Genomic DNA, 20,129 nt, shown 5'->3' on the forward strand with positions numbered 1-20,129 from the left:
CACAGATGTACTTGTTTTGGTTATCGCATTTCTCAATGTTTACGCCTATGGTACTATTCAAAAGGCTACTTGTCAAGTATAGTTTCATCTTTTTATATATTTTCTAATAAATTAGCAAAAAAATTCACGTTAGCATATCATTATAACAAACATTATTTTGACTCGCTCAGATACTGCTTTTAAAGCGAAAAATCGATGACTTCCTCATTCAGTGGAAAGAGCGTCCTCAGAAAAAGCCGTTTTTCGTCGAAAAGCCCGTCTTATAGTGACATCCGCTTCGGCATCAAGCTCATCGGCGGCAACATCGGCCATGAAAACGATATTTACACCTTTCCTTATTTCTGCACGTTCTTAGTCCGCGATTTTCTCCGCCAGCTCCCACCGGCTCCGGCTCATATGGTATAATAGGAGCAGAATGATTACGTTTGTGAGGTGCGGATATGTCGACGGAAAAACGGATTTTTTACTCGATTTGCCTGATCAGTTTTGTCGGGCCTTTTCTTTCTACGTCTATCAATATCGCCATCCCCGTCATGGCCGGTCAGTTCGGCGTCGCGCCGGACCGCATGAGCTGGGTCGTGACGATTTTCTTGATGACGACGGCTGCTTTTCTCCTGCCTTTGGGAAAGGTCTCCGATGTCCATGGACGGCGGCGGACCTATTCCCTGTCGCTCATCGTCTTTGCCATGGCGACAGCGGCGGCGGCCTTCGCCCAGACCCTGACGATGCTCATCATCTTGCGGGCCATCCAGGGCATCGCCCTGTCCGGCGTCTATGTATCCTATATGCCCCTGCTCCTGGCCACGACGGATGAAGCCCATCAGGGCCATATCCTCGGCCGGGCCGTTGCCCTGACCTATCTTGGCCTGTCCCTGGGTCCGGTCATCGGCGGCGCCCTGACGCAGTTCGTCGGCTGGCGCTGTATCTTCCTCTTGTCTGCCCTGGCCATCATCATTTCGTACGCCTTCATCCGGCCCATCAAAGAAGAATGGTATGCCAACGGCGCTCCCTTCGTCAACCTCGTCAGCTCTGCCTTATCGGTCAGCGGCATCCTCTGCGCGCTGTACGGGCTATCATCCTTTGAAGATTACAGTGCTTTTTTCTGGATTGGCCTGGTCTTGCTGGTCATCTTCGTCATCCATGAAGGCAAGTCCTTCCACCCCCTGCTGCCACTCTATCTGTTCCGCAACCTGACTTTTTCCATGTCCAACCTGGCTGCCCTCATCCAGTACAGCTCCACGTATGCCGTGTCCTTCCTGTTGTCCCTCTATTTCCAGGTCATCCTCGGCCTGCCGCCGGCTGTATCCGGAGCCATCCTCCTGGTCCAGCCCATCATCATGGCCTTCTTGTCGCCCCGGGCCGGCGACTTGTCGGATAAATACGGCCCGCGAGGCATCGCCTCTATCGGCCTCGTCCTGACGGCCCTGGGGCTGACGGCATTCGCCCTGTTCCCGCACATCCCCGTCAGCGGCGCCGCCATATTCCTGGTCTTCATCGGCCTGGGCGCAGCCCTGTTCGGCGCGCCCAACAACAGCGCCATCATGGGGTCGGTCAAAAAGATGCATCACGGCATCGCTTCGAGCATCCTGGCCTTATCGCGCAACCTCGGCCAGGCCCTGAGCATGGCCGTCGTCACCTTCATCATGACGACAGAGACGGCCAAACAGCCGTCTTATGCGGATGGCGTCGTGGCCGCCCTGCACGCTTCGTTCGTCATCTTGGCCGTCCTCTGTTTCCTCGCCGTCACGGCCTCGCTGGCCCGCGGCACAAGTCCCAAAAAAGTGTAAATTAGGAGGTATTTCCATGAAAAAACAACTCATCGCAGCCGTTACGGTCGCATCGCTCCTCGGCTTTGCCGGCGGCACGGCCGTCCAGGCCTTCAACCTCGGCTCTATCCTGAAAGTCGGCGGTATTTCCGTCCTCGTTTCCAAATACGGCGATTCCATCAATGATTTCCTCAACAAACTGCTCATGAAGAACGGCGTCGGCACGGACTACGCGACGAAAGTCGTCCCCATCGTCAGTGTCGGTACGGGTAAATATATCGGCGCCGTCCAGGTCATCGGCCCATCAGCACAGGTCGAAAAGGTCAAGGCCGTGGCTCAGCTGGAAGGGGAATTCAACGGCATCGCCCGGGCCAATGCCCTCATCCCAATGGCGACGACGAATGTCACCAACCTCAGCCGCGTCCAGGGCGTCGGCGTCTCGGCAACAATCGATTTCAAGTTCTGATGCCTTCCCTAAGCAAAGCGGGCGTGGTAAAATAAGACAACCGATTTTTATAAGGAGGCCCTTCGCTTGAAAACTTATCAGCCTATTACGGCAGAAATCATTGAAAAATTAAAGGCCATTACCGGTCCGACTTATGTCAAGACCGATAAAGACCTGCTCTTACAGTATCAGACAGACTATGAAACCAATCCGGCCATGTTCCATCTCCCGGAAGCAGCCGTATCACCGGCCAATGCCCAGGAAATCTCGGACATCGTCAAATTGGCCAATGAATACGACTTCCCCATTACCGTCCGCAGCGGCGGCACCAGCCTGGCCGACGGTGCCATCCCTGTCTGCGGCGGCCTGGTCCTCTGCATGGACCGTCTCAACAAGATCATCGAACTGAATGAAGAAGGCATGTACATGACCGTCGAAGCCGGCGTCCGCACGGTAGACTTGCAGAACGCCGCCAAAAAAGTCGGTCTCATGTATGCCGGCGACCCGTCCAGCGCCGAAAGCTGCCTCATCGGCGGCAACCTGGCCACCAATGCCGGCGGCCTGCGCGCCGTCCGCTATGGCGTCACCCGCGACCAGGTCTACTGCCTGGAAATCGTCACGCCTACAGGGGATATCGTCGAATGCGGCCGCATCCTCAAGAAATGCTCTACCGGCTACGACCTGGAACAGCTCATCATCGGCAGTGAAGGGACGCTGGGCATCATCACCAAAGTCACAGTCAAGCTCATCCCCCTGCCGCCGTACCGCTTCGACGTCCTGGCCATCTACACGGACCCGCGCCAGGCCCTGCACATGGTGCCGAAGCTGATGAAAGCCGGCATCGACCCGACCAGCGTCGAATACATGGACAATTCCTACGTCCGCGGCTGCGCTGACTACTGCCATTACAAGGACATGCCGCACTACGACGACGGCATTTACGTCATCATCACCGTCGAAACGTTCCACGAAGACGAATTGGACACCAAGATGGACGCTGTCTGCACGATCTGTGAAGAATCGGGCGCTGCCGAAGTCCTGGAAGCTGACGACCGCGTCTGGAATATGCGCCGTAACTGCCAGACGTCCGTCGAACTCCAGAGCAAGGTCTTCCTCACGGACGACGTCGTCGTTCCGGTACATAAAATCGCCGGGACCATTGAAAAAATCATGGACATCGGTAAGAACTATCCTTTTGAAGTCAAGATCAACGCCCATATCGGCGACGGCAACCTGCACATCGTCCTCTGCAAGATGGATATGAGCGACGAAGAATGGGAAAAGAACGTCGAAGAATTCCACCAGCAGGTCTACGCCTATGCCTACAGCGTCGGCGGCCGCCTGGCCGGTGAACATGGCATCGGTGCCAAGAAGCTGAAATATATGGAACAGTTCACGCCAAAAGGCGAACTGAAAATCATGAAGACCATCAAGCGGGCCATGGACCCGAAAGACATCCTCAACCCGGGGAAAGTGATTGAGGCGTGAAGAAAGGGCTTGTCGTCATTCGACAAGCCCTTTTTAAGTGGCTAGTGGTTAGTGGTTAGGGGTTAGGGGATAGGGGTTAGTAGGGGCGCCCACGTGGGGCGCCCGTTTACGCAAGTCGGTCACGGGATTCTTACACATCCCCGACTACAAACTACAAACTATTTCCCCCGCAAGAGCCGCATGGCCATGGTGGACATGATGACCAGGAGGGCCGTGACTAAGGCGAAGGAGGCGGTCAGGCTGAAGGCCCGGCCGATGAAGCCCAGTACGGCCGGTGCCAGGAGGATGCCGGCGTAGCCGATAGTGCTGACGGCGGCGACAGCATCAGCTACGGGCATGTCTTTCTGTGTCCCCAGAGAGGAATAAAAGATTGGCACGGTGTTGGCACAGCCGACGCCGATGAGGACGTACGATGCAAACAGGAAGGGGCCGCCGCTGATGAGCAGGATGCCCAGGAATCCGGCAAAGGCGACGGGCAGGGACAGGGCCAGCAGCCGCCGCGGCCCGAAATGCATGGTCAGGGAATCACCGGGCAGGCGGGCCAGGAAGGCCGACGCCGTGAACAGGGTCAGGCCCAGGCCGGATTGGGAAATGTCGATGCCCTTTTCCGTCGTCATGAAGACGCCGCTCCAATCGTTGATAGAACCTTCTACCAGGAAGGCAATGGTGCAGACCAGGCCGATGAGGACGATTTTCCCCTTGGGCAGGACCAGGGAAGCGCCCTTGCCGGATGCCTGCCGTTCCCCATGGAGATGGGGCGCAAAGAAGCAGACGCAGAGGCCGATGAAGACGGCGCCGGCAATCATGACGATTTTCCAGTAAAAGCCCAGGTGGAGCAGGGAAGCAAAAAAGGCAGCGCCGGCGAAATTCCCCAGGGACCACATGGCCTGCAGGCCGGACATGAGGCGCTTGTGGACTTTCCGTTCAATGAAGATACCGTTGATGTTGACGACGACGTCGAGCAGCCCCAGGGACGAACCGAGGAGGACGGCCATGACCAAGGCCGCTGCATAAGCCGGCACATAACAGAGAACGTTCAGGACGACGGCAATGGCCAGGCCGGCGATGGTCAAAGAACGGCGGCAGCCCAGGCGCCCGGCAATGGAACCGGCCAGCATCATCATGATCAGGCGCCTAAGCCGACGGCCAATAAGAGGAACCCCAGGTGGTCGTCCTGAATCTGCAGCTGCTGCCTCAGGAAGGGAATGAGCGATGCCCACGACGTAAAACCGAAACCGCCGAGGAAGTAAAAGGCTTTGGCACTATAAATCTGCCAAAGGATATCTCGTTTATTCATCAATTTCTGTCACCTCACACTAAAAAAAGCCGGACAAGAAACCACCCTGTCCTGCATCTTTATCGAAAGACGCGTTTACGTACGCGCCCTTCCTCCGCTGCAGGACTGAAGTGACATCTTATCCGGCTTTACACTATACGAGCATAAGCCTCCGATGAGCGGTATTATTATAACATAAAAAGAAATTTCCCTCAAGAAGCACAATATTTCTTGACAGATTCTCTTCCAGGTGATAATATGTACACCAACAACCATACATTGTCTTTCATCAAGAGCAGTCGAGGGAATGGCCCGATGACGCTGCGGCAACCCCCTATCGGGATAGGTGCCAAGTCCAGCGGTGTATACCGGCAGATGAACGAATCGCAAATTGAGCCGTCATCTGTATGACGGCTTTTCTTTTTGACCGGCAAGCCCTTATTATCCGTTATCCAGAAAGGAAATGATTACATGAACGCAACAGTAAAAAAACTCTTCGCCGCCGTTCTCATCACGACGACGTGCCTCTTTGCCGCCGGCTGCGGTTCGTCTTCCAATTCCGGTGCTTCCGGTGACAAAAAAGAAATCAAGATGGGCGTCACTGCCGGTCCTCATGCCGAAGTCATGGAAGAAGTCGCTAAAGAAGCAGCTAAACAGGGCATTACTATCAAAGTCGTCGAATTCAACGACTACGTCCAGCCGAACAAGGCCCTGGCCGAAGGCGACCTGGATATGAACTCCATGCAGCATCAGCCGTACATGGACAACGTCGTCAAGAAACAAGGCCTGAAGATCACCTCCATCGGCAAGACCATTATCCTGCCCATGGCCGTTTACTCCCATAAATTCAAAGACATCAAAGACGTCACGGACGGCGCCAAAGTCACCATCCCGAACGACCCGACCAACGGTGCCCGCGCCCTGCTCCTGCTCCAGCAGGCCGGCCTGATTAAATTGAAGAACGGCAACTCTGTCGACGCTTCGGTAACAGATATCACCGAAAATCCCAAGAACCTCCAGTTCGTCGAACTCGACGCCGCTCAGATTCCCCGCTCCCTCGACGATACGGACCTGGCCTGCGTCAACACCAACTACGCTATCCCGGCCGGCCTGAACCCGCAGAAAGATTCGATCCTCGTCGAATCGAAGGATTCGCCGTATGCCAACGTCATGGCAGTCCGTCAGGGCGACGAAAACAACGAAACATACAAGAAAGTCTTGGCAATCTATCAGTCTGAACCGATCAAGAAATTCATTGAAGAACACTTCCAGGGAACTATCCTGCCGGCGTTTTAGTGGCTAGTGGCTAGTGGTTCGTAGGGGCCGCCCCAAGGGCGGCCCGCCTGAATCCTCTTAAAAGGGCTTGTCGCACGTGCGATAAGCCCTTTACTTATGGTATAATAATGGTTGTCATCAGATTCAGAAAGGAGACACTCTTGTCAACTCCCCCCACCTAACGCCTTCGGCGTTCGAGGTGGGAGCTTGTAGGTCGGAAAAGCATAGGTGCTAACGGCATCCAAGATGTCTCCCTATATCCGCCTACATCGTCGGGTGATTGACAACACCCGCTTTACCAAGGAGTTTACTCCAAGGTAGTCATTACTCGTTCATATCGAGGATGGTTGTCCCCTGAAATCCACATAGTTCCGAGAAGCTGGATATTCATGGCTCCAATACGGTCGTCGTTGGATTCGTATCCGCACTGGCAACTGTACAGATGCTTATGGTGGTCGCGGTTCGCCTTGCGGATAGTCCCGCATTTCGGGCAACGCTGGGAGGTGTACTTCGCAGACACTTTCAGGACTTCCGAACGGTTCTCGTGAGCCTTGTATGTCAGGAACTGTTCCAACTGGTAAAAACTCCAGCTCCGCAAATCATAGTTCTGTTTCGCGGTTCTGGAAAGATTGCTTTCCTCGAAGCTGACGCCAGTAAGGTCCTCGAGTACGAAAAGCGTATCCTTGCCGTATTTCTGTACGAGTGTCTTAGATAGCTGATGGTTGACATCAGACATCCAACGGTTCTCTCGCCCAGAAATGGCTTTGAGTTTACGCTTCGCTGATTTTGTCCCTTTGGCCTGGAGCTGTTTCCGTACTTCTTGGAATTTATGGCGTTTGGTGGCAATCTTTTTGCCAGAGACGAACTCCGTCTTGCCTTGTTCGTCATAGCTGACTGCAAGGAAACGAAGCCCACGGTCGATGCCGACGACATGGCGGACGTTCTCCTTCTGGAAATCTTCGACCGCCTTGGTAACAGGGATATGCAGATACCATCTCCCTTTCAGTTCGACCAGTTTGGCAGTACCGAGTTGATAGGAACCATCAAGGTATCCAGCGAAATGTTCGCCTTCGAAGGTACATTTGGTTCTTTTCCCGAGTGTATTGATGGACAGGACTTGCCCGTCATCAACGAAGCTGTAGTCTCGGTTGCGGACTAAGTCAGCCTGTGGCCGGCGAAAAAATACGGGTTTCCAGAGCCATTCCAAAGTCTTAGGGATGCGTTGCCAGTTGCCATCCTCATCCTTGTATCTATAAGGCTTTCGGAATAACTGTTGCTTGACCGTCTTGTATCTGGCAATCGTCGTCTTGATAGAAGACTGGGCTAATTGAGACTTCAAGCCGAACAAGCCACGAAGGCCACTATACAGTTTCTTGTTGAGGCTTTGGTAAGTCAAGTCGAACTGATTGTCGAAGATGTATTGAGACACGAAGTTGCAAGCCTGACGGTACTGCTCCGTCATTTGACGGAACAATACTTCCTGTTCAGGAGTAACATGTATGCGAAGTTTTATCGTTTTGGTTAGGTCGGACATATTCTCACCTGCCTTTCTAAAATGTATATTGCTTCATCAAAAATATTATAACATTGTTTTTTGCTGAAATTCTACTTAATAAGAAAGTGAGGTGAGGCGGGCATTTCTCTCCGACCTAAGAGGTCGGAGTATCCTGCCCGCATTTAGATGAAAGCCGTATTTGTCGATTTCGAGATGAACCCTATCGGCCGGGACCAGAAGGAAGCGCGCCGCATCTGCAAAGGAGAAATCATCGAAATCGGTGCTGTCAAAATAGACGAAGACGGGAATGAAATCTCGTCGTATAAGGAATATGTGCTGCCCGAATATACGACAGCCATGAATCAGACCTGTCAGGAATTGACAGGTATCACCATGGAAATGCTGGCCGGGAAACCCCATTTCCGCCAGGCCTTCGACCATTTCCTGACCTGGTGCAACGAAGGCTGCCCCAATGCCTACGAAATGTTCGCCTGGAGTGAAAATGACTGGCGCCAGCTGGACTGCGAACTCCGCCTCAAAGAAATCGACGAGCACGACGACCGCGTCCGCTGGATGCTCGACCACTGGCAGAACTTCCAGCAGATTTACTGCAACCTCCTGGGCCTGGATAATGTCATTTCCCTGGACAAGGCTGTCAGCACCCTGGGAGAAACCTTCGACGGCCAGATGCACGACGCCCTCTGGGATGCCCGCAACACGTCCAAACTCTACGTCTTATCGAAGAAAAAAGAAGAATTCCGCGATATCATGCAGCCTATCATCGACGCCACCAAGCCGGCAGAACCGCTGACGTTCTCCCTGGCCGACGCCTTCCGCGCTGCCCGCAAGTAAAGGGAGGGAATCCGGCCATGGAAGATACGACACTCCGGATGGTTTATATTTTCACAGACATCATCCTGCCCATGATTGCCGGATATGTCGCCAAAAGGCGGAGCTGGCTGACGCCGGACCAGTCGAACTGGCTCATCCGCTTCAACATCATCGTCATCATGACGTCCCTGACCCTGCTCAGCTTCTGGGTCCTGCCCATGCGGACGGACTTGCTCAGCCTGCCTTTCTTCGCTTTTTTCAACGGCCTCCTGCCGCTGGCCGTCGTCCTCTTGCTGGGACGGCAGCGCAAATTCTCGTCCTTCGTCGACCGAGGCAGTTACCTCATCGCCGCCATCCCGGCCAACACGGGGATGCTCGGCGGCCTGTGCAGCTACATTCTCTACGGGGAAATGTCCTATGCCTACGTCCAGATCATCGGCGTCTTCCAGAACCTGCTCATGTTCTTCGTCCTCTTCCCCATGGGCTACTACTACCAGCACGGCGGCAAGGACCGCAATTTCTTCGTCTTTTTCAAGGATAACTGGAAATCGATCTTCATCAACTGGAACCAGTTGTCCGTCGTAGCCCTGGTCATCGGCACGGCCTTACACGCCGCCGGCATCCCCAGGCCCGCTGCGGGGACGACGATTTTCCAGGCCCTGATCCACGTCAGCGCCTGGGTAGCCTCATCCCCGTCGGCTACCTCATCGACTTTTCCCACTTCAAGGACTATGCCCGCCAGACGCTGGACCTCATTCCCATCAAGATGGTCCTGACGCCGCTGGCATCGTATTTCCTGGCCTTGTGCTTCACGTCGGACCCGGTGCTCCTGGGGACGATTGTCATCGTCATGGCTACGCCCTGTGCCATCAACGCCTTGATTACGGAGCGCCTTTACGACTTGAACGTCAATCTGGCCATGGCGCCTTTCATTACGACACAGCTCTTATATATACTTATTCTATATCCCGCTTTTTACCTGCTCGTATCCTGGGGATACCTGCCTTTCAAATAACTTTCGCGAGGTGCACTCATGACTCATACCCGAATCCGTTCCCTCTGTCTGGCTTTATGCCTGCTCATCCTTACCCTGAGCCTGACGGCCTGCTATACGATTACCCTCAAAGAACGCCGCGTCGACGGCATGGGCTCGGCCATTTCCCTGAAACTGCCGGGAAATCTCCAGAAGCTCGACTTCCCCGTCCCCGTAGACCCGCTGACCCAGCGGTACTTCGAGGGCAGCCGCCTGTACGGTGAAATGGACGGCGGCCTGTACATCGCCATCTATACCAACAGCATCGACACGCAGCAGATGTACGACGACCTGCACATCAGCCAGGGCCAGGCCATCAGCCAGCGCCTCAACCAGACGGCCGAAGCCGCAGCCGGCGCCGTATTATCGAAAATCGACGCCCAGAACGTCTCGGTCAGCCAGGACACGACGACGGTCAGCGGCCAGCACGCCGTCGTCCAGACCTTTACCTTCACGTATCAGGATAAATCCATGAAGGCCCGCCTCATCGGCTTTGCCGACGGCCCGGCGACGTGGATCGTCGTCGTAGCCTGCGACGGCAGCAAAGAAGATAAGGTAAAGCTCGCTGACGAAGTACTCAACTCCATCCGAATCAATTAATCGCCTGATTTTCCTCTTGCATGCGCCGGTAAATGGGCAGCCGCTTCAAGTGGCGCAAGGTGAAAATAGCCGTAATGCCGATGAGGATGCCCGTTCCCGTGCCGGCGACGGCCAGGATCGGCAGGTAGAGCATGATCTTGATATTCTCTACGACCAAAGAGGCCACGATGACCTGGCCCAGGTTGTGGAAAATACCGCCAGCCGTGCTGACACCGATGATAGAGAATTTCCCCGTCTTCTGCAGGACCATCATGGCGCCCAGGCTGAAAGCCGCCCCGGCAACGCTGTACAAGAAAGCGTTGATGCCGCCGCCAAAGGCCGTGGCCAGGATGATGCGCACGAGCAGGATGAGACAGACGTCGCGCTTACGCGGCAGGGCATAGAGGGCGATGACCGTAATCAGATTGGCCAGCCCCAGTTTCGCCCCTGGCGCGATGAAGGGCACGGGCAGCATCCCTTCGACGACGTATAAGACCAGGGACTGGGCGATGAACAGGCCCAGGATAATAATGTGAAATGTCTTTTTCATAAGTACCTCTAATGGGCCGGAATGACATCGGGTTCGTCATCGCCGGCGGACTTCACTTCGACCAGCACCTTGTGCGGCAGGCAGACGACGGTCGCACCGGGCTTGCTGACAAAGCCTTCACTGATACAGATTTTATCGGGACAATCGGCTTCGGTAATGCCGACGCTCTCGTCCTGGATGACCACGAGGTTATAGCCCTCCTCGGTCTGGATAGGGATGACATCGGTCCCATGGTGGCCCGACAAGGGAACTTCTTTATAGACCTTGCCGTCGACCTGGATGACCGCATACGTCCGGCTCACAGACGCATCGTTACCGGTCAGGTAAAAGATGCCTTCCGGGATGAAAGATAAGACGAGCAGCGTAATGATGAGGACGATGTCCCCTTTTTTGATGATATGTTTCATAGGATTTCCATATTGACGAACAGGAGAATGAACATGAAGAACAAACACTTGGCCATCCTGCTCCTGCTGGCCCTGGCTGCCGGGAGCGGCGGATGCAGTACACAGCTATCCCAGCCCCAGCCGGCTCAGACGGCACAGGACGTACAGGCTCCATCGGCACCGGCCATCCAGGCCGATTCGCAGGCTTACAGCGACGAAGGCCTGAAAAAATACCAGGCCGGCGATTATGCCGGAGCCCTGAACGATTTCGACAAGGCCCTTTCCCTCGACGCCAACAACTATCAGGCCTTGAGCAATAAGGGCGTCACCCTGGCCATGCGCGGCAACAGCACAGGCAGCAAAAACGACGTCTCCCAGGGCATCGAGCTCATCGAAAAAGCGCTGAAAATAGCCCCGAAAGACGTCGCTTCTTTCTACAACCTGGCCTTAGCCTATAAGATTGACGGCCAATACGACAAGGCCCTGACGTATTTCAAGAACGTCATCGCCGCCGACCCGGGCAATACCTGGAGTTACTACGGCATCGCCACCATCTACGGCGACCTGGGCAAAGCCGACCAGGCCCTGCCCTATCTGAAGCAGGCCATCGACCTGGGCGGCGAAGACGTCCGCCAGGCAGCCCGGACGCAGAGCCATTTCGATAAGATACGGAACAACAAACAGTTCCAGCAAATCGTCGGCTGATTACATGTCTTCCTCAGCGATTTCGCAGAGGATGTGGCCAATCATGATATGCATTTCCTGGGCCCGTGCCGTCACTTTGGCCGGTACGGCCAGGCAGATATCGCAGGCCTCCTTCATCTTGCCGCCGCCATAAGCGGTCAGGCCGATGACAGTGAGGCCTTTTTCACGGGCTGCATCGATGGCTTCCAGGACGTTCTGGCTGTTGCCGGACGTAGAAATGCCGACCAGGACGTCGCCTTTTTCGCCTAAGGCCCGGACCTGGCGGGCAAAGACCGTATCGAAGCCATAATCATTGCCGATGGCCGTCAGGATCGACGTGTCGACGGTCAGGGCGATGGCCGGGAACGGGCGCCGTTCCTTTTGGAAGCGGCCGACGATTTCCGCGGCTAAATGCTGGGAATCGGCAGCACTGCCGCCGTTGCCGCAAAAAAGTATCTTGTGACCAGAAGCCAGGGCCTCTTTGAACAGAGCCCCGGCTTTTTCAATATCCGGGATCAACTCCATCGTCGCCTCGAGGACGGCGGCGTGGTCTTTCATTCGTTGTGTGACCAGACTCATAATACCTCCTGTTCCTGGCCTTCTCCATCGTCGACGACGCGGATTTCACCGGTGTGCGGATGGATGACCATACCATAAATCGTAAGGGATGAAGGCAAGTAGGGATTGGCCCGCAGGCGGCGGACCGTATCGCAGACAGACGCGTCGATATCGGTAATGGGGTCGGCCCACTGTTCCAATTTGGGGCGGACGGCGGCGATGGCCTTTTCATCGATGCCTTCTTCGGCCATATGGCGGCACAGGCTGTCTGCCGTCGTCTTGAGCATGCCGCAGTCGTCATGGCCCATGACGATGATGTCGTGGACGTGCAGTTCGTAGACGGCAACCATGAGGCTGCCGATGACGCTGTCAAAGTCTTCAAAAGCCGTATTGCCGGCGACTTTGATGAGTTTGGCTTCGCCCCGGGCGATGCCCATGGCCGGTTCGAGGAAATTCAAGAGGCGCGTGTCCATACAGGTCAGGACGGCCAGGTTGCGGCTCGGATACTTGCTGACTTCATCGAAGCCGCCCTGGGACAGGGACTGTTTGACAAAAGACTTATTGGCTTTCAGTATCTGCCGTGTCAATTCACTCATAGCGGCCTCCTCATGCTTTCACAGCGGCCATGACTTTTTTGGCCTTCAAGTACTGGTCGATACCTTCGGCAGTCTTACGCCCTTCGCGCATGGCCAGGACGACGGTCTGCGGCTTGTGGACGATATCGCCGGCAGCAAAGACGCCTTCTTTGCTGGTCAGGCCGTAAGGCATATCCTTGACGGCGATGTAGCCATCGTCATTGGCATCGACGCCGAGAGCTTTGACGACGGACAATTCCGGCTTGTTGCCGATGGCGGCGATGATTTTATTGGCCGGGACGACGCCGAATTCTCCCGTCGGTACCATGGTGGCATCTTCGAGGATCTGCTGTTTTTCGTATTTCAGGCCTTCTACATGGTCCGTCCCGACGACGGCTTTCGGTGCCGAATAGAACTGGAACTGGACGCCATCGGCCTTGGCTTCTTCGTATTCCGACGGCAGGCACTTCATGTTCTTTTCAGCCCGGCGGTAGACGATTTTGACGTCCGCACCGAGGCGCAGCGACGTGCGGGCCGCATCGATGGCGACGTTGCCGGCGCCGACGACGATGACCTGGTCGCCTTTCTGTACGGGCAGGTCTGCTAGTTCGACTTCACCGGTCTGGACGCGCTGGACGTCGCGCAGGAACTGTTCCGCATCGACGACGCCGTCGATCGTGTCGTTGTCGACGCCGAGATTCCAGGCATTCATCGTACCGATGGCGATGAAGACGGCATCGAAATCACGCTGCAGTTCGTCCAGGGATTTGTCGACGCCGATTTTGACGTTATATTCGATGGTGACGCCCATAGCTGTCAGGGCCTGGGCTTCGCGCTGCAGTAATTCCTTATGGAGCCGGAAAGTCGGGATACCATAGGTCATGGTACCGCCGGGCTGGGAAGCGGCTTCAAAGATGGTTACATCATAATCGCGGCCAGCCAGTTCTCTCGCAGCTGCCATGCCGGCCGGGCCGCAGCCGATGATGGCCACGCGGCCTTCTGTTTTACGGCTGACCGGCTGCGGCAGGAAGCCGCCATCCAGGGCCATGTCCGCTACGAAGCGTTCGAGTTTGCCGATTTCGACGTGTTTGCCTTTTTTGCCGAGGATGCAGTGGCCTTCGCACTGCTTTTCTCTCGGACAGATGCGGCCGCAGATAGCCGGCAAATCACTGCGGTGATAGATATGTTCAGCAGCGGCGCCGAAATCGCCCAAGGTCATGGCATGTATGAACTGGGGGATTTCATTTTCAATGGGGCAGCCTTTGCGGCACTGCGGTACTTTGCAATTCAGGCAGCGTTTGGCTTCGGCAACGGCTTCAGCCAGCGTATAATCAGCATCATGCATGACTTCTTCATGGAAAGAAGCCAGCCGGTTCTTGGTATCGGACATGAGAGAACCCACCTTTCCGGATTGTAAAATGATTAGATTGTATTCAAGATAAAAAAATGGTGCGCCCAAGATGACTCGAACATCCGACACGCAGTTTAGGAAACTGCTGCTCTATCCAGCTGAGCTATGGGCGCACAGGGCACACAGGTCTGCTGCGTGCAGATTAATCATACCATGAAACGGCAAAAAAATAAAGGTGCTGGCTCATGAAAAAAAGGCCTATTGCAAGTCTTTCAAACACTCTCTATAATTAGAGATGTGTATATTGTTCCCAAGCGGCAATAGCCACGACTGCATGAAAGAAAGGAATCAAGCATGATCAATTTAGAAACCCTGGCTACGGAACAGCAGAACAGCCATAGCCAGCATATCGACAGCGTATCGACCGAAGATATGCTGCGCATCATAAATGAAGAAGACCATAAAGTCGCCGATGCCGTCGGCGCCATCATCCCGGCCATCGCCCAAGCCGTCGACACCATTGCCGATAAACTGCGCCGCGGCGGCCGTCTGTTCTACATGGGCTCGGGCACGTCCGGCCGCCTGGGCATCCTCGACGCCGTCGAATGTCCGCCGACGTACAGCACCGACCCGGAACGCATCCAGGGCCTCATCGCCGGCGGTTATGAAGCCATCTTCCGGGCCAAAGAAGGGGCTGAAGACTCGCCGGAACTGGGCCGGCAGGATTTGATAGACAAAAACCTGACGGCTGACGACGTCGTCGTCGGCCTCAGCGCCTCGGGCCGGACGCCTTATGTCGTCGGCGGCCTGACCTATGCGGCCTCGGTCGGAGCCGCTACCATCGCCATCGACTGTTCGCCTCATTCGGCCATCGGCCGTTGTGCCAACATCGACCTCTGCGCCGTCGTCGGCCCGGAAGTCGTCACGGGCTCGACGCGCATGAAAGCCGGCACGGCCCAGAAGATGATCGCCAACATGTTGTCTACAGGCGCCATGATCCGCCTGGGCAAAGTCTATGGCAACCTCATGGTCGACGTCAAGTCGTCCAATCAGAAATTGGAAGAACGGGCGCGACGCATCGTCATGACGGCGACGGGCTGCAGCCGCCAGAAGGCCATCGAAGCCCTCAGGGAAAGTCAGGGCCGGGCCAAGACGGCCATCGTCATGGTCCTCCTGCACATCCCGGCCAGCGAAGCCGAAGACCGCCTGACAGCGGCCCAGGGCTATGTCGCCGCCGTCCTCAAGGAGGCTGCCCATGGATTACGATAAACTGGCACGGGCCATCTACGATATCACCGGTCCGGCAGGCAATATCGAAAAGGCTTACAACTGCATGACCCGCCTGCGCCTGACCGTAAAGGATGAACACTTTAGCAAAGACGACCTGGCCAAACTGCCCGGCGTCATGGGCATCAACAAATCCGGTGACGAATGGCAGATCATCGTCGGCCCGGGCAAGGCGACCAAACTATACCAGGCCTTTGCCCCCTTAGTCGAAGCAGGCCGTAAAGAACAGCCGGCGGCCGCTGCGCCAGATGCCGGCGACGATAAGCAGGGGCCCTTCGACGGCCAGGCCCTTCACGAAGAAATACGCCGCAAGAACGCGACGCCGGCCAAACTGGCCCTGAAGAAAATCGCCCATATCTTCGTGCCCATCATCCCGGCCTTCATCGCCTGCGGCCTGATCACGGGCCTGCTCAACGTGGCCTTCAAGATGGACCCGTCCCTGGCGGCCCAGCCGCTGATGCAGGTCCTGGCCATCGCCGGCAACGCCGCCTTTTATGGCCTGAACATCTTCGTCGGCATCAATGCGGCTAAGGAATTCGGCGGCTCGCCCATGCTGGGCGGCGTCATGGCAGCCATCCTCAGCCATCCGAACCTGGCTCAGATCAATCTCTTCGGCGAATCCCTGGTCCCTGGCCGGGGCGGCATCATCGCCGTCCTCCTGGTCGTCTTCTTTTCATCGTGGCTGGAAAAGAAGCTCCACCGCCTCGTCCCGGATATGTTCGACCTCTTCGTCACGCCCTTCCTGGTCGTCGTCATTTCGACCTTCGTGGCCCTCTTCCTCTGCCAGCCCCTGGGCGGCTATTTGTCAGAAGCCATCGGCTATGCGGCGACGGAATCCATCGGGACCGGCGGCGCCGTGACGGGCTTCATCCTGGGCGGGACCTTCCTGCCCATGGTCATGGTCGGCATCCATCAGGGCCTGACGCCGATCCACGCGGAACTCCTGTCGCGCTACGGCGTGACCATTCTCCTGCCCATCCTGGCCATGGCCGGCGGCGGCCAGGTCGGCGCGGCTATCGCCGTCTATGCCAAGACGAAGAACAAGGCCCTGCGCAAGACCATCGCCTCGGCCCTGCCCGTCGGCCTCATGGGCGTCGGCGAACCGCTCATCTACGGCGTCACCCTGCCCCTGGGCAAGCCCTTTATCGGGGCCTGCATCGGCGGAGCCTTTGGCGGCGCCGTCCAGGCCGCCTACATGGTCGGCGCCGCGACGATCGGCATTTCCGGCCTGCCTCTGGCAGCCAGTACGGACAACATCCCCATGTATTTATTAGGACTCGTCACAGCCTACGTGGCCGGCTTCATTGCAACCTGGCTCTTGGGTTTCGACGACCCGAAGGAGGGTGAATAAATGGAAACGGGTATTTCCGTCTATCCCGGCCTGGGAGGGACGATCCAAGAAAAAACGGCCCGCATCGAACGGGCCGCTGCCCTGGGGATGACGCGGCTCTTTACGTCATTCCACATCCCTGAAACGGACCCGGCAGCCTTCCGCAAGGAACTGCAGGCCGTCCTGGACACGGCCCGGCAATGTCAGCTCGACATCGTCGCCGACGTATCGCCGGCCTCGGCAGCCTGCCTGGGCATGGACCGTTTCGATCCGGAAGTTATCGCCAAGCTGGGCATTACAACTGTCCGCTTTGACGACGGTTTCGATGCAGCCAAGCTGGCCATGTACAGCCACATCGTCCGCGTCCAGGTCAACGCGTCGACGCTGACCCGGAAAGACCTGGAAGACCTCCGGAAGAATGGCGCCCAGCTGGACCACATCGACAGCCTGCACAACTTCTATCCCCGTCCCCACACGGGCCTGGCCCTCGACTATTTCAAGACCCAGACCGACAGGCTCCACGCCTGTGGCCTGTCCGTCGGCGCCTTCGTCGCCAGCCAGGCCGGCCAACGGGCACCGCTGTATGAAGGCCTGCCGACGCTGGAATTCCACCGCCATCAGGACGTCAGCCTGGCAGCCCGCCACTTGGCCGCCCTGGGCGTCCAGTCCGTCTTCATCGGCGACGACAAGCCGGCCGATAAAGAACTGCGCGACCTGGCCCGGGCCGGCCGGGAAGAAACGGACGTCGTCGTCATCAAGGCCAAACTCCTCAGCTGGGAACCGCACATCCAGGACCTGTTGTCCTATACCTTCACGGCCCGGCCCGACCCGTCGCGGGATGTCATCCGCGCCAATGGCAGCCGGGCCCATCTGGACGGCCGCATCATCGAACCGGACAGCGACATCTTCCGCAGTCTCCACCGCGGCGACATCACCCTGGACAACGCCGATTTCCTGCGTTATATGGGCGAAGTCCAGATCGTCAAATGTGAACTGCCGCCGGAAGAGCGGACCAACATCGTCGCCAAAGTCGTGCCGAACGAAGAATTTCTCCTCGACTATATCACGCCGGGCCGGAAATTCCGCTTTGAATTCATCCGTTAGCGGATCCGGACCTGGCCAGGAGGATGACCGCCCCCAGGATACAGGCCATGCCGGCCGCCCCGGTCAGGGTCAGGGCTTCATGGAAAATAGCAATGCCGACGACGGTCGACGTCAACGGTTCCACTGAAGCCAGGATAGATGCCCGGCCCGCTTCCATATGCTTCAGGCCCATCGTATAGAGGCCAAAGGGCAGAGCCGTCGACATCAGGCCGAGAAGGGCGAAGAGGAGGCCCGTATAGGGCACGGCGGCGGCCAGGGAAAGGATCATGCCGAAATGGCAGAAAGGCAGGAGCCCTGAAGACGCGATGATGAAGGTCCAGGCCGTGACCGTCAGGGGTTCATATTTCGCCAGGGCATAGCGGCCAAAAATGGAATAGAGGCGTAGCCGAAGCCGCTGCCCAGACCGGCCAGGATACCGGCAGCCTCGACATGACCCATGCCTAAGCCGCTGACCAGGACGCAGCCGACAAAGGCCAGGACCAGGCAGAACCCCTTGCGCCGCGTAAAGCGTTCATGGAAAAGGAAGATAGAAAAGACCATGACGATACTCGGCGCCGTATAGAGCAGGATAGCCGCGACGGACAAGGTCGTCAATTCGATGGCTGTGAAGTAGCAGATATTGAAAAAGACGATGCTCCCCAGGCCGGTCCCCAGGAACATCCAGATATCCCGCGGCGCAATGGCCAAACTGCGGGGCTGGCGGAATAGGGCGACGACAGCCATGGCGATGGCCGTGACCAGGGCCCGGCCAAAGGTAATCTGTAAGGGCGACAGGCCATAGGCCGACAGCTGGCGGGTAAACAGGCCGATGATGCCCCAGCAGATACCGGCTGCGACGACGCAGAAAGGCGCCATATGTTCCATTTTCACGCGTATCACCTTCTTAAAAAAAATAGGCCTGGTGAAGGATAAACGCCTTCGTTCCAGCCTTGGTTTTATTATAGCACAGTTATTATGGATGATGATATAATAAAAAAGTAATGTAAACAGAGGTAATCAAATTATGAATCAAGAAATGAAACTCGCCGTCCTCATCGACGCCGAAAATATTTCCAGCAAATACATCGACGTCATCTTATCTGAAGCGAATAATCTCGGCGATGTCATCTACAAACGCATTTACGGCAACTGGACGACGCCCCAGATGGCGTCGTGGCGCAATACCATTTTAGATAACGCCATCCAGCCCGTCCAGCAGTACAGCAATACAATCCGCAAGAATTCGTCCGACTCGGCCCTCATCATCGACACGATGGACTTATTGTACCAGAGCAACCTCGACGGCTTCTGCATCGTCTCGTCAGACAGTGATTTCACCCGCCTGGCTTCGCGCCTGCGGGAATCGCAGAAATATGTCCTCGGTATGGGCGAAAGCAAGACGCCCCGGTCCTTCATCTCGGCCTGCAACAAGTTCCTCTACCTCGACGTCCTTTGGGAAGAAGCCGAAGAACACGAAGCCGGTGACCACGAAGGCACGGACCATGAAGAAGCCCAGGCCGAACATACCAGTCCGCAGGCTAAGGCCGAAAAGCCGGAAGCCGATAATCATGCCAGCGAAACGCCGGCAGCCCGTCCGCTGACACCGCCGGAAACGATGCCCCTCCACGGCAAGACACCGGGGAAAGATTTCTCCACCATCCGTCAGGCGCTCATCAAGCTGACCGAAGAAAATTCCGACGACAACGGCTGGATTTTCTCGGGTACCCTGGGAAATCTCCTGAGCAAGCAGTTCTCCGACTTCGACGTCCGCAATTTTGGCTACAAGAAATTCGTTCCCTTCATCGAATCGTTGAAACTCTTCGACGTCAATACCTTTACAGACGAAAAGAACTGCACAGTCAAGCACAACTACTTCAAGCTCAAACAAACGCCCAAGCGGCCGCGGCGCACGTTGTTATGTGCAATAACATAGTTTACATAAATAGGGGTCTTCCCCCTACTGAAAAAAGTGATACTTTTAGGCATAAGAAGGAGTTGATTCTTATGCCATGGGAAGAAAGGAATGTCACCAAAGCTATGTTACGCAAAGAATTCGTTGAACGGGTACTTGCTCATGAGAAGAGCTAAAAAAGCCCTTTGATCTTGAATATAGGAATCAGTCGTCCTACAGGAGACA

At 56.1% G+C, this 20,129-nt stretch carries 24 protein-coding genes, 1 tRNA gene and 1 riboswitch; of the genes, 14 read left to right on the plus strand and 11 right to left on the minus strand.

What is annotated here, in order from left to right:
• Positions 1 to 195: 195 nt before the first annotated feature.
• The 4 genes from NM10_RS11230 to NM10_RS11245 all read left to right on the plus strand — a co-directional run bounded on the left by NM10_RS11230 (position 196) and on the right by NM10_RS11245 (position 3,699).
• Complete coding sequence (locus NM10_RS11230; protein WP_020311672.1) at positions 196 to 405, plus strand: hypothetical protein; 210 nt, start codon at positions 196 to 198, stop codon at positions 403 to 405.
• A gap of 35 nt (positions 406 to 440) precedes the next feature.
• Complete coding sequence (locus NM10_RS11235; RefSeq protein WP_020311673.1) at positions 441 to 1,787, plus strand: MFS transporter; 1,347 nt, start codon at positions 441 to 443, stop codon at positions 1,785 to 1,787.
• Positions 1,788 to 1,803: 16 nt separating this feature from the next.
• Positions 1,804 to 2,232: a hypothetical protein gene (locus NM10_RS11240; protein WP_020311674.1), complete on the plus strand. Its 429-nt coding sequence runs from the start codon at positions 1,804 to 1,806 to the stop codon at positions 2,230 to 2,232.
• A gap of 66 nt (positions 2,233 to 2,298) precedes the next feature.
• Positions 2,299 to 3,699 (plus strand): FAD-binding oxidoreductase, encoded by a 1,401-nt coding sequence (locus NM10_RS11245; protein WP_020311675.1) that lies wholly within the window; start codon positions 2,299 to 2,301, stop codon positions 3,697 to 3,699.
• 158 nt (positions 3,700 to 3,857) lie between these two features.
• Here the strand turns inward: NM10_RS11245 and NM10_RS11250 are convergent, their stop codons facing one another.
• Positions 3,858 to 4,823 carry an MFS transporter gene (locus tag NM10_RS11250; protein ID WP_239639720.1) on the minus strand — a complete coding sequence of 322 codons (966 nt, stop codon included), beginning with the start codon at positions 4,821 to 4,823 and terminating at the stop codon, positions 3,858 to 3,860.
• A 2-nt stretch (positions 4,824 to 4,825) separates the two neighbouring features.
• Positions 4,826 to 4,996: a hypothetical protein gene (locus NM10_RS14810; protein WP_239639721.1), complete on the minus strand. Its 171-nt coding sequence runs from the start codon at positions 4,994 to 4,996 to the stop codon at positions 4,826 to 4,828.
• 262 nt (positions 4,997 to 5,258) lie between these two features.
• Positions 5,259 to 5,357: riboswitch (SAM riboswitch) on the plus strand.
• An 89-nt stretch (positions 5,358 to 5,446) separates the two neighbouring features.
• Here NM10_RS14810 and NM10_RS11255 point away from each other — a divergent pair.
• A complete protein-coding gene (locus tag NM10_RS11255; RefSeq protein ID WP_036200576.1) occupies positions 5,447 to 6,271 on the plus strand; it encodes a MetQ/NlpA family ABC transporter substrate-binding protein in 825 nt (274 codons plus the stop codon).
• Between the two features lie 286 nt (positions 6,272 to 6,557).
• On the opposite strand, the gene NM10_RS11260 is transcribed toward NM10_RS11255, so the two are convergent.
• The gene (locus NM10_RS11260) at positions 6,558 to 7,784 is read right to left on the minus strand and encodes an RNA-guided endonuclease TnpB family protein (RefSeq protein WP_020311677.1); all 1,227 of its coding nucleotides are present in this window, start codon (positions 7,782 to 7,784) and stop codon (positions 6,558 to 6,560) included.
• Between the two features lie 147 nt (positions 7,785 to 7,931).
• Between NM10_RS11260 and NM10_RS11265 the strand changes: the two genes are divergently transcribed.
• From NM10_RS11265 to NM10_RS11275, 4 genes are read left to right on the plus strand one after another with little or no spacing between them, the layout of a single operon-like run.
• Complete coding sequence (locus tag NM10_RS11265) at positions 7,932 to 8,597, plus strand: 3'-5' exonuclease (protein WP_020311678.1); 666 nt, start codon at positions 7,932 to 7,934, stop codon at positions 8,595 to 8,597.
• Between the two features lie 17 nt (positions 8,598 to 8,614).
• A complete protein-coding gene (locus NM10_RS11270; protein ID WP_051132264.1) occupies positions 8,615 to 9,352 on the plus strand; it encodes a hypothetical protein in 738 nt (245 codons plus the stop codon).
• Positions 9,343 to 9,591 carry a hypothetical protein gene (locus NM10_RS14815; protein WP_051132265.1) on the plus strand — a complete coding sequence of 83 codons (249 nt, stop codon included), beginning with the start codon at positions 9,343 to 9,345 and terminating at the stop codon, positions 9,589 to 9,591. Before NM10_RS11270 ends, NM10_RS14815 begins: the two co-directional genes overlap by 10 nt.
• 18 nt (positions 9,592 to 9,609) lie before the next feature.
• The gene (locus tag NM10_RS11275; RefSeq protein ID WP_020311679.1) at positions 9,610 to 10,209 is read left to right on the plus strand and encodes a hypothetical protein; all 600 of its coding nucleotides are present in this window, start codon (positions 9,610 to 9,612) and stop codon (positions 10,207 to 10,209) included.
• Here NM10_RS11275 and NM10_RS11280 read toward each other — a convergent pair.
• Positions 10,202 to 10,738 (minus strand): Gx transporter family protein, encoded by a 537-nt coding sequence (locus NM10_RS11280; RefSeq protein ID WP_020311680.1) that lies wholly within the window; start codon positions 10,736 to 10,738, stop codon positions 10,202 to 10,204. The genes NM10_RS11275 and NM10_RS11280 overlap by 8 nt on opposite strands.
• Before the next feature lie 8 nt (positions 10,739 to 10,746).
• On the minus strand, positions 10,747 to 11,145 hold the full coding sequence (locus NM10_RS11285; protein WP_020311681.1) for a NusG domain II-containing protein: 399 nt from the start codon (positions 11,143 to 11,145) through the stop codon (positions 10,747 to 10,749).
• A 33-nt stretch (positions 11,146 to 11,178) separates the two neighbouring features.
• Here NM10_RS11285 and NM10_RS11290 point away from each other — a divergent pair, with 33 nt between their 5' ends.
• Entirely contained in the window at positions 11,179 to 11,829 is a 651-nt protein-coding gene (locus tag NM10_RS11290; RefSeq protein ID WP_020311682.1) for a tetratricopeptide repeat protein, read from the plus strand.
• Here NM10_RS11290 and gmhA read toward each other — a convergent pair whose 3' ends face one another.
• From gmhA to NM10_RS11310, 4 genes are all read right to left on the minus strand, one after another.
• Positions 11,830 to 12,387, minus strand: coding sequence for a D-sedoheptulose 7-phosphate isomerase (gene gmhA / locus NM10_RS11295; protein WP_020311683.1), 558 nt, complete (start codon positions 12,385 to 12,387; stop codon positions 11,830 to 11,832).
• Complete coding sequence (locus NM10_RS11300) at positions 12,384 to 12,962, minus strand: beta-class carbonic anhydrase (RefSeq protein ID WP_020311684.1); 579 nt, start codon at positions 12,960 to 12,962, stop codon at positions 12,384 to 12,386. The genes gmhA and NM10_RS11300 overlap by 4 nt, the downstream gene beginning before the upstream one ends.
• Before the next feature lie 10 nt (positions 12,963 to 12,972).
• Positions 12,973 to 14,331, minus strand: a complete 1,359-nt coding sequence (locus NM10_RS11305; protein ID WP_020311685.1) for an NAD(P)-dependent oxidoreductase — start codon at positions 14,329 to 14,331, stop codon at positions 12,973 to 12,975.
• 57 nt (positions 14,332 to 14,388) lie between these two features.
• Positions 14,389 to 14,465: transfer RNA gene (locus tag NM10_RS11310), tRNA-Arg, on the minus strand.
• Between the two features lie 181 nt (positions 14,466 to 14,646).
• Between NM10_RS11310 and murQ the strand changes: the two genes are divergently transcribed.
• Genes murQ through NM10_RS11325 form a run of 3 tightly spaced genes read left to right on the plus strand, consistent with a single transcriptional unit; the run spans position 14,647 to position 18,013 of the window.
• Positions 14,647 to 15,561 (plus strand): N-acetylmuramic acid 6-phosphate etherase, encoded by a 915-nt coding sequence (gene murQ, locus NM10_RS11315; protein ID WP_020311686.1) that lies wholly within the window; start codon positions 14,647 to 14,649, stop codon positions 15,559 to 15,561.
• The gene (locus tag NM10_RS11320; RefSeq protein ID WP_020311687.1) at positions 15,548 to 16,930 is read left to right on the plus strand and encodes a PTS transporter subunit EIIC; all 1,383 of its coding nucleotides are present in this window, start codon (positions 15,548 to 15,550) and stop codon (positions 16,928 to 16,930) included. The genes murQ and NM10_RS11320 overlap by 14 nt, the downstream gene beginning before the upstream one ends.
• Positions 16,931 to 18,013: a DUF871 domain-containing protein gene (locus NM10_RS11325; RefSeq protein ID WP_020311688.1), complete on the plus strand. Its 1,083-nt coding sequence runs from the start codon at positions 16,931 to 16,933 to the stop codon at positions 18,011 to 18,013.
• On the opposite strand, the gene NM10_RS14820 is transcribed toward NM10_RS11325, so the two are convergent.
• The gene (locus NM10_RS14820; protein WP_335340753.1) at positions 18,003 to 18,383 is read right to left on the minus strand and encodes a DMT family transporter; all 381 of its coding nucleotides are present in this window, start codon (positions 18,381 to 18,383) and stop codon (positions 18,003 to 18,005) included. The genes NM10_RS11325 and NM10_RS14820 overlap by 11 nt on opposite strands.
• Positions 18,344 to 18,877 carry a DMT family transporter gene (locus tag NM10_RS14825; protein WP_239639724.1) on the minus strand — a complete coding sequence of 178 codons (534 nt, stop codon included), beginning with the start codon at positions 18,875 to 18,877 and terminating at the stop codon, positions 18,344 to 18,346. The genes NM10_RS14820 and NM10_RS14825 overlap by 40 nt, the downstream gene beginning before the upstream one ends.
• A 139-nt stretch (positions 18,878 to 19,016) precedes the next feature.
• Here NM10_RS14825 and NM10_RS11335 point away from each other — a divergent pair, with 139 nt between their 5' ends.
• Positions 19,017 to 19,925 carry an NYN domain-containing protein gene (locus tag NM10_RS11335; RefSeq protein ID WP_020311689.1) on the plus strand — a complete coding sequence of 303 codons (909 nt, stop codon included), beginning with the start codon at positions 19,017 to 19,019 and terminating at the stop codon, positions 19,923 to 19,925.
• Positions 19,926 to 20,129 lie beyond the last annotated feature (204 nt).

This window comes from Megasphaera sp. NM10, assembly GCF_000417505.1.
In the GTDB taxonomy this organism is placed as follows: domain Bacteria; phylum Bacillota; class Negativicutes; order Veillonellales; family Megasphaeraceae; genus Megasphaera; species Megasphaera intestinihominis.

What these genes read in the sequence shown, in the direction of transcription:
- NM10_RS11270 (WP_051132264.1), top strand. Translation starts at nt 8,615, where the DNA reads ATGGAAGATACGACACTCCGGATGGTTTATATTTTCACAGACATCATC.
- gmhA (WP_020311683.1), bottom strand. Translation starts at nt 12,387, where the DNA reads ATGAGTCTGGTCACACAACGAATGAAAGACCACGCCGCCGTCCTCGAG.
- NM10_RS11280 (WP_020311680.1), bottom strand. Translation starts at nt 10,738, where the DNA reads ATGAAAAAGACATTTCACATTATTATCCTGGGCCTGTTCATCGCCCAG.
- murQ (WP_020311686.1), top strand. Translation starts at nt 14,647, where the DNA reads ATGATCAATTTAGAAACCCTGGCTACGGAACAGCAGAACAGCCATAGC.
- NM10_RS11320 (WP_020311687.1), top strand. Translation starts at nt 15,548, where the DNA reads ATGGATTACGATAAACTGGCACGGGCCATCTACGATATCACCGGTCCG.
- NM10_RS14815 (WP_051132265.1), top strand. Translation starts at nt 9,343, where the DNA reads ATGGTCCTGACGCCGCTGGCATCGTATTTCCTGGCCTTGTGCTTCACG.
- NM10_RS11305 (WP_020311685.1), bottom strand. Translation starts at nt 14,331, where the DNA reads ATGTCCGATACCAAGAACCGGCTGGCTTCTTTCCATGAAGAAGTCATG.
- NM10_RS11275 (WP_020311679.1), top strand. Translation starts at nt 9,610, where the DNA reads ATGACTCATACCCGAATCCGTTCCCTCTGTCTGGCTTTATGCCTGCTC.
- NM10_RS11335 (WP_020311689.1), top strand. Translation starts at nt 19,017, where the DNA reads ATGAATCAAGAAATGAAACTCGCCGTCCTCATCGACGCCGAAAATATT.
- NM10_RS11230 (WP_020311672.1), top strand. Translation starts at nt 196, where the DNA reads ATGACTTCCTCATTCAGTGGAAAGAGCGTCCTCAGAAAAAGCCGTTTT.
- NM10_RS11325 (WP_020311688.1), top strand. Translation starts at nt 16,931, where the DNA reads ATGGAAACGGGTATTTCCGTCTATCCCGGCCTGGGAGGGACGATCCAA.
- NM10_RS14810 (WP_239639721.1), bottom strand. Translation starts at nt 4,996, where the DNA reads ATGAATAAACGAGATATCCTTTGGCAGATTTATAGTGCCAAAGCCTTT.
- NM10_RS11285 (WP_020311681.1), bottom strand. Translation starts at nt 11,145, where the DNA reads ATGAAACATATCATCAAAAAAGGGGACATCGTCCTCATCATTACGCTG.
- NM10_RS11240 (WP_020311674.1), top strand. Translation starts at nt 1,804, where the DNA reads ATGAAAAAACAACTCATCGCAGCCGTTACGGTCGCATCGCTCCTCGGC.
- NM10_RS11250 (WP_239639720.1), bottom strand. Translation starts at nt 4,823, where the DNA reads ATGATGATGCTGGCCGGTTCCATTGCCGGGCGCCTGGGCTGCCGCCGT.
- NM10_RS11300 (WP_020311684.1), bottom strand. Translation starts at nt 12,962, where the DNA reads ATGAGTGAATTGACACGGCAGATACTGAAAGCCAATAAGTCTTTTGTC.
- NM10_RS11260 (WP_020311677.1), bottom strand. Translation starts at nt 7,784, where the DNA reads ATGTCCGACCTAACCAAAACGATAAAACTTCGCATACATGTTACTCCT.
- NM10_RS11235 (WP_020311673.1), top strand. Translation starts at nt 441, where the DNA reads ATGTCGACGGAAAAACGGATTTTTTACTCGATTTGCCTGATCAGTTTT.
- NM10_RS14825 (WP_239639724.1), bottom strand. Translation starts at nt 18,877, where the DNA reads ATGGAACATATGGCGCCTTTCTGCGTCGTCGCAGCCGGTATCTGCTGG.
- NM10_RS11290 (WP_020311682.1), top strand. Translation starts at nt 11,179, where the DNA reads ATGAAGAACAAACACTTGGCCATCCTGCTCCTGCTGGCCCTGGCTGCC.
- NM10_RS11265 (WP_020311678.1), top strand. Translation starts at nt 7,932, where the DNA reads ATGAAAGCCGTATTTGTCGATTTCGAGATGAACCCTATCGGCCGGGAC.
- NM10_RS11255 (WP_036200576.1), top strand. Translation starts at nt 5,447, where the DNA reads ATGAACGCAACAGTAAAAAAACTCTTCGCCGCCGTTCTCATCACGACG.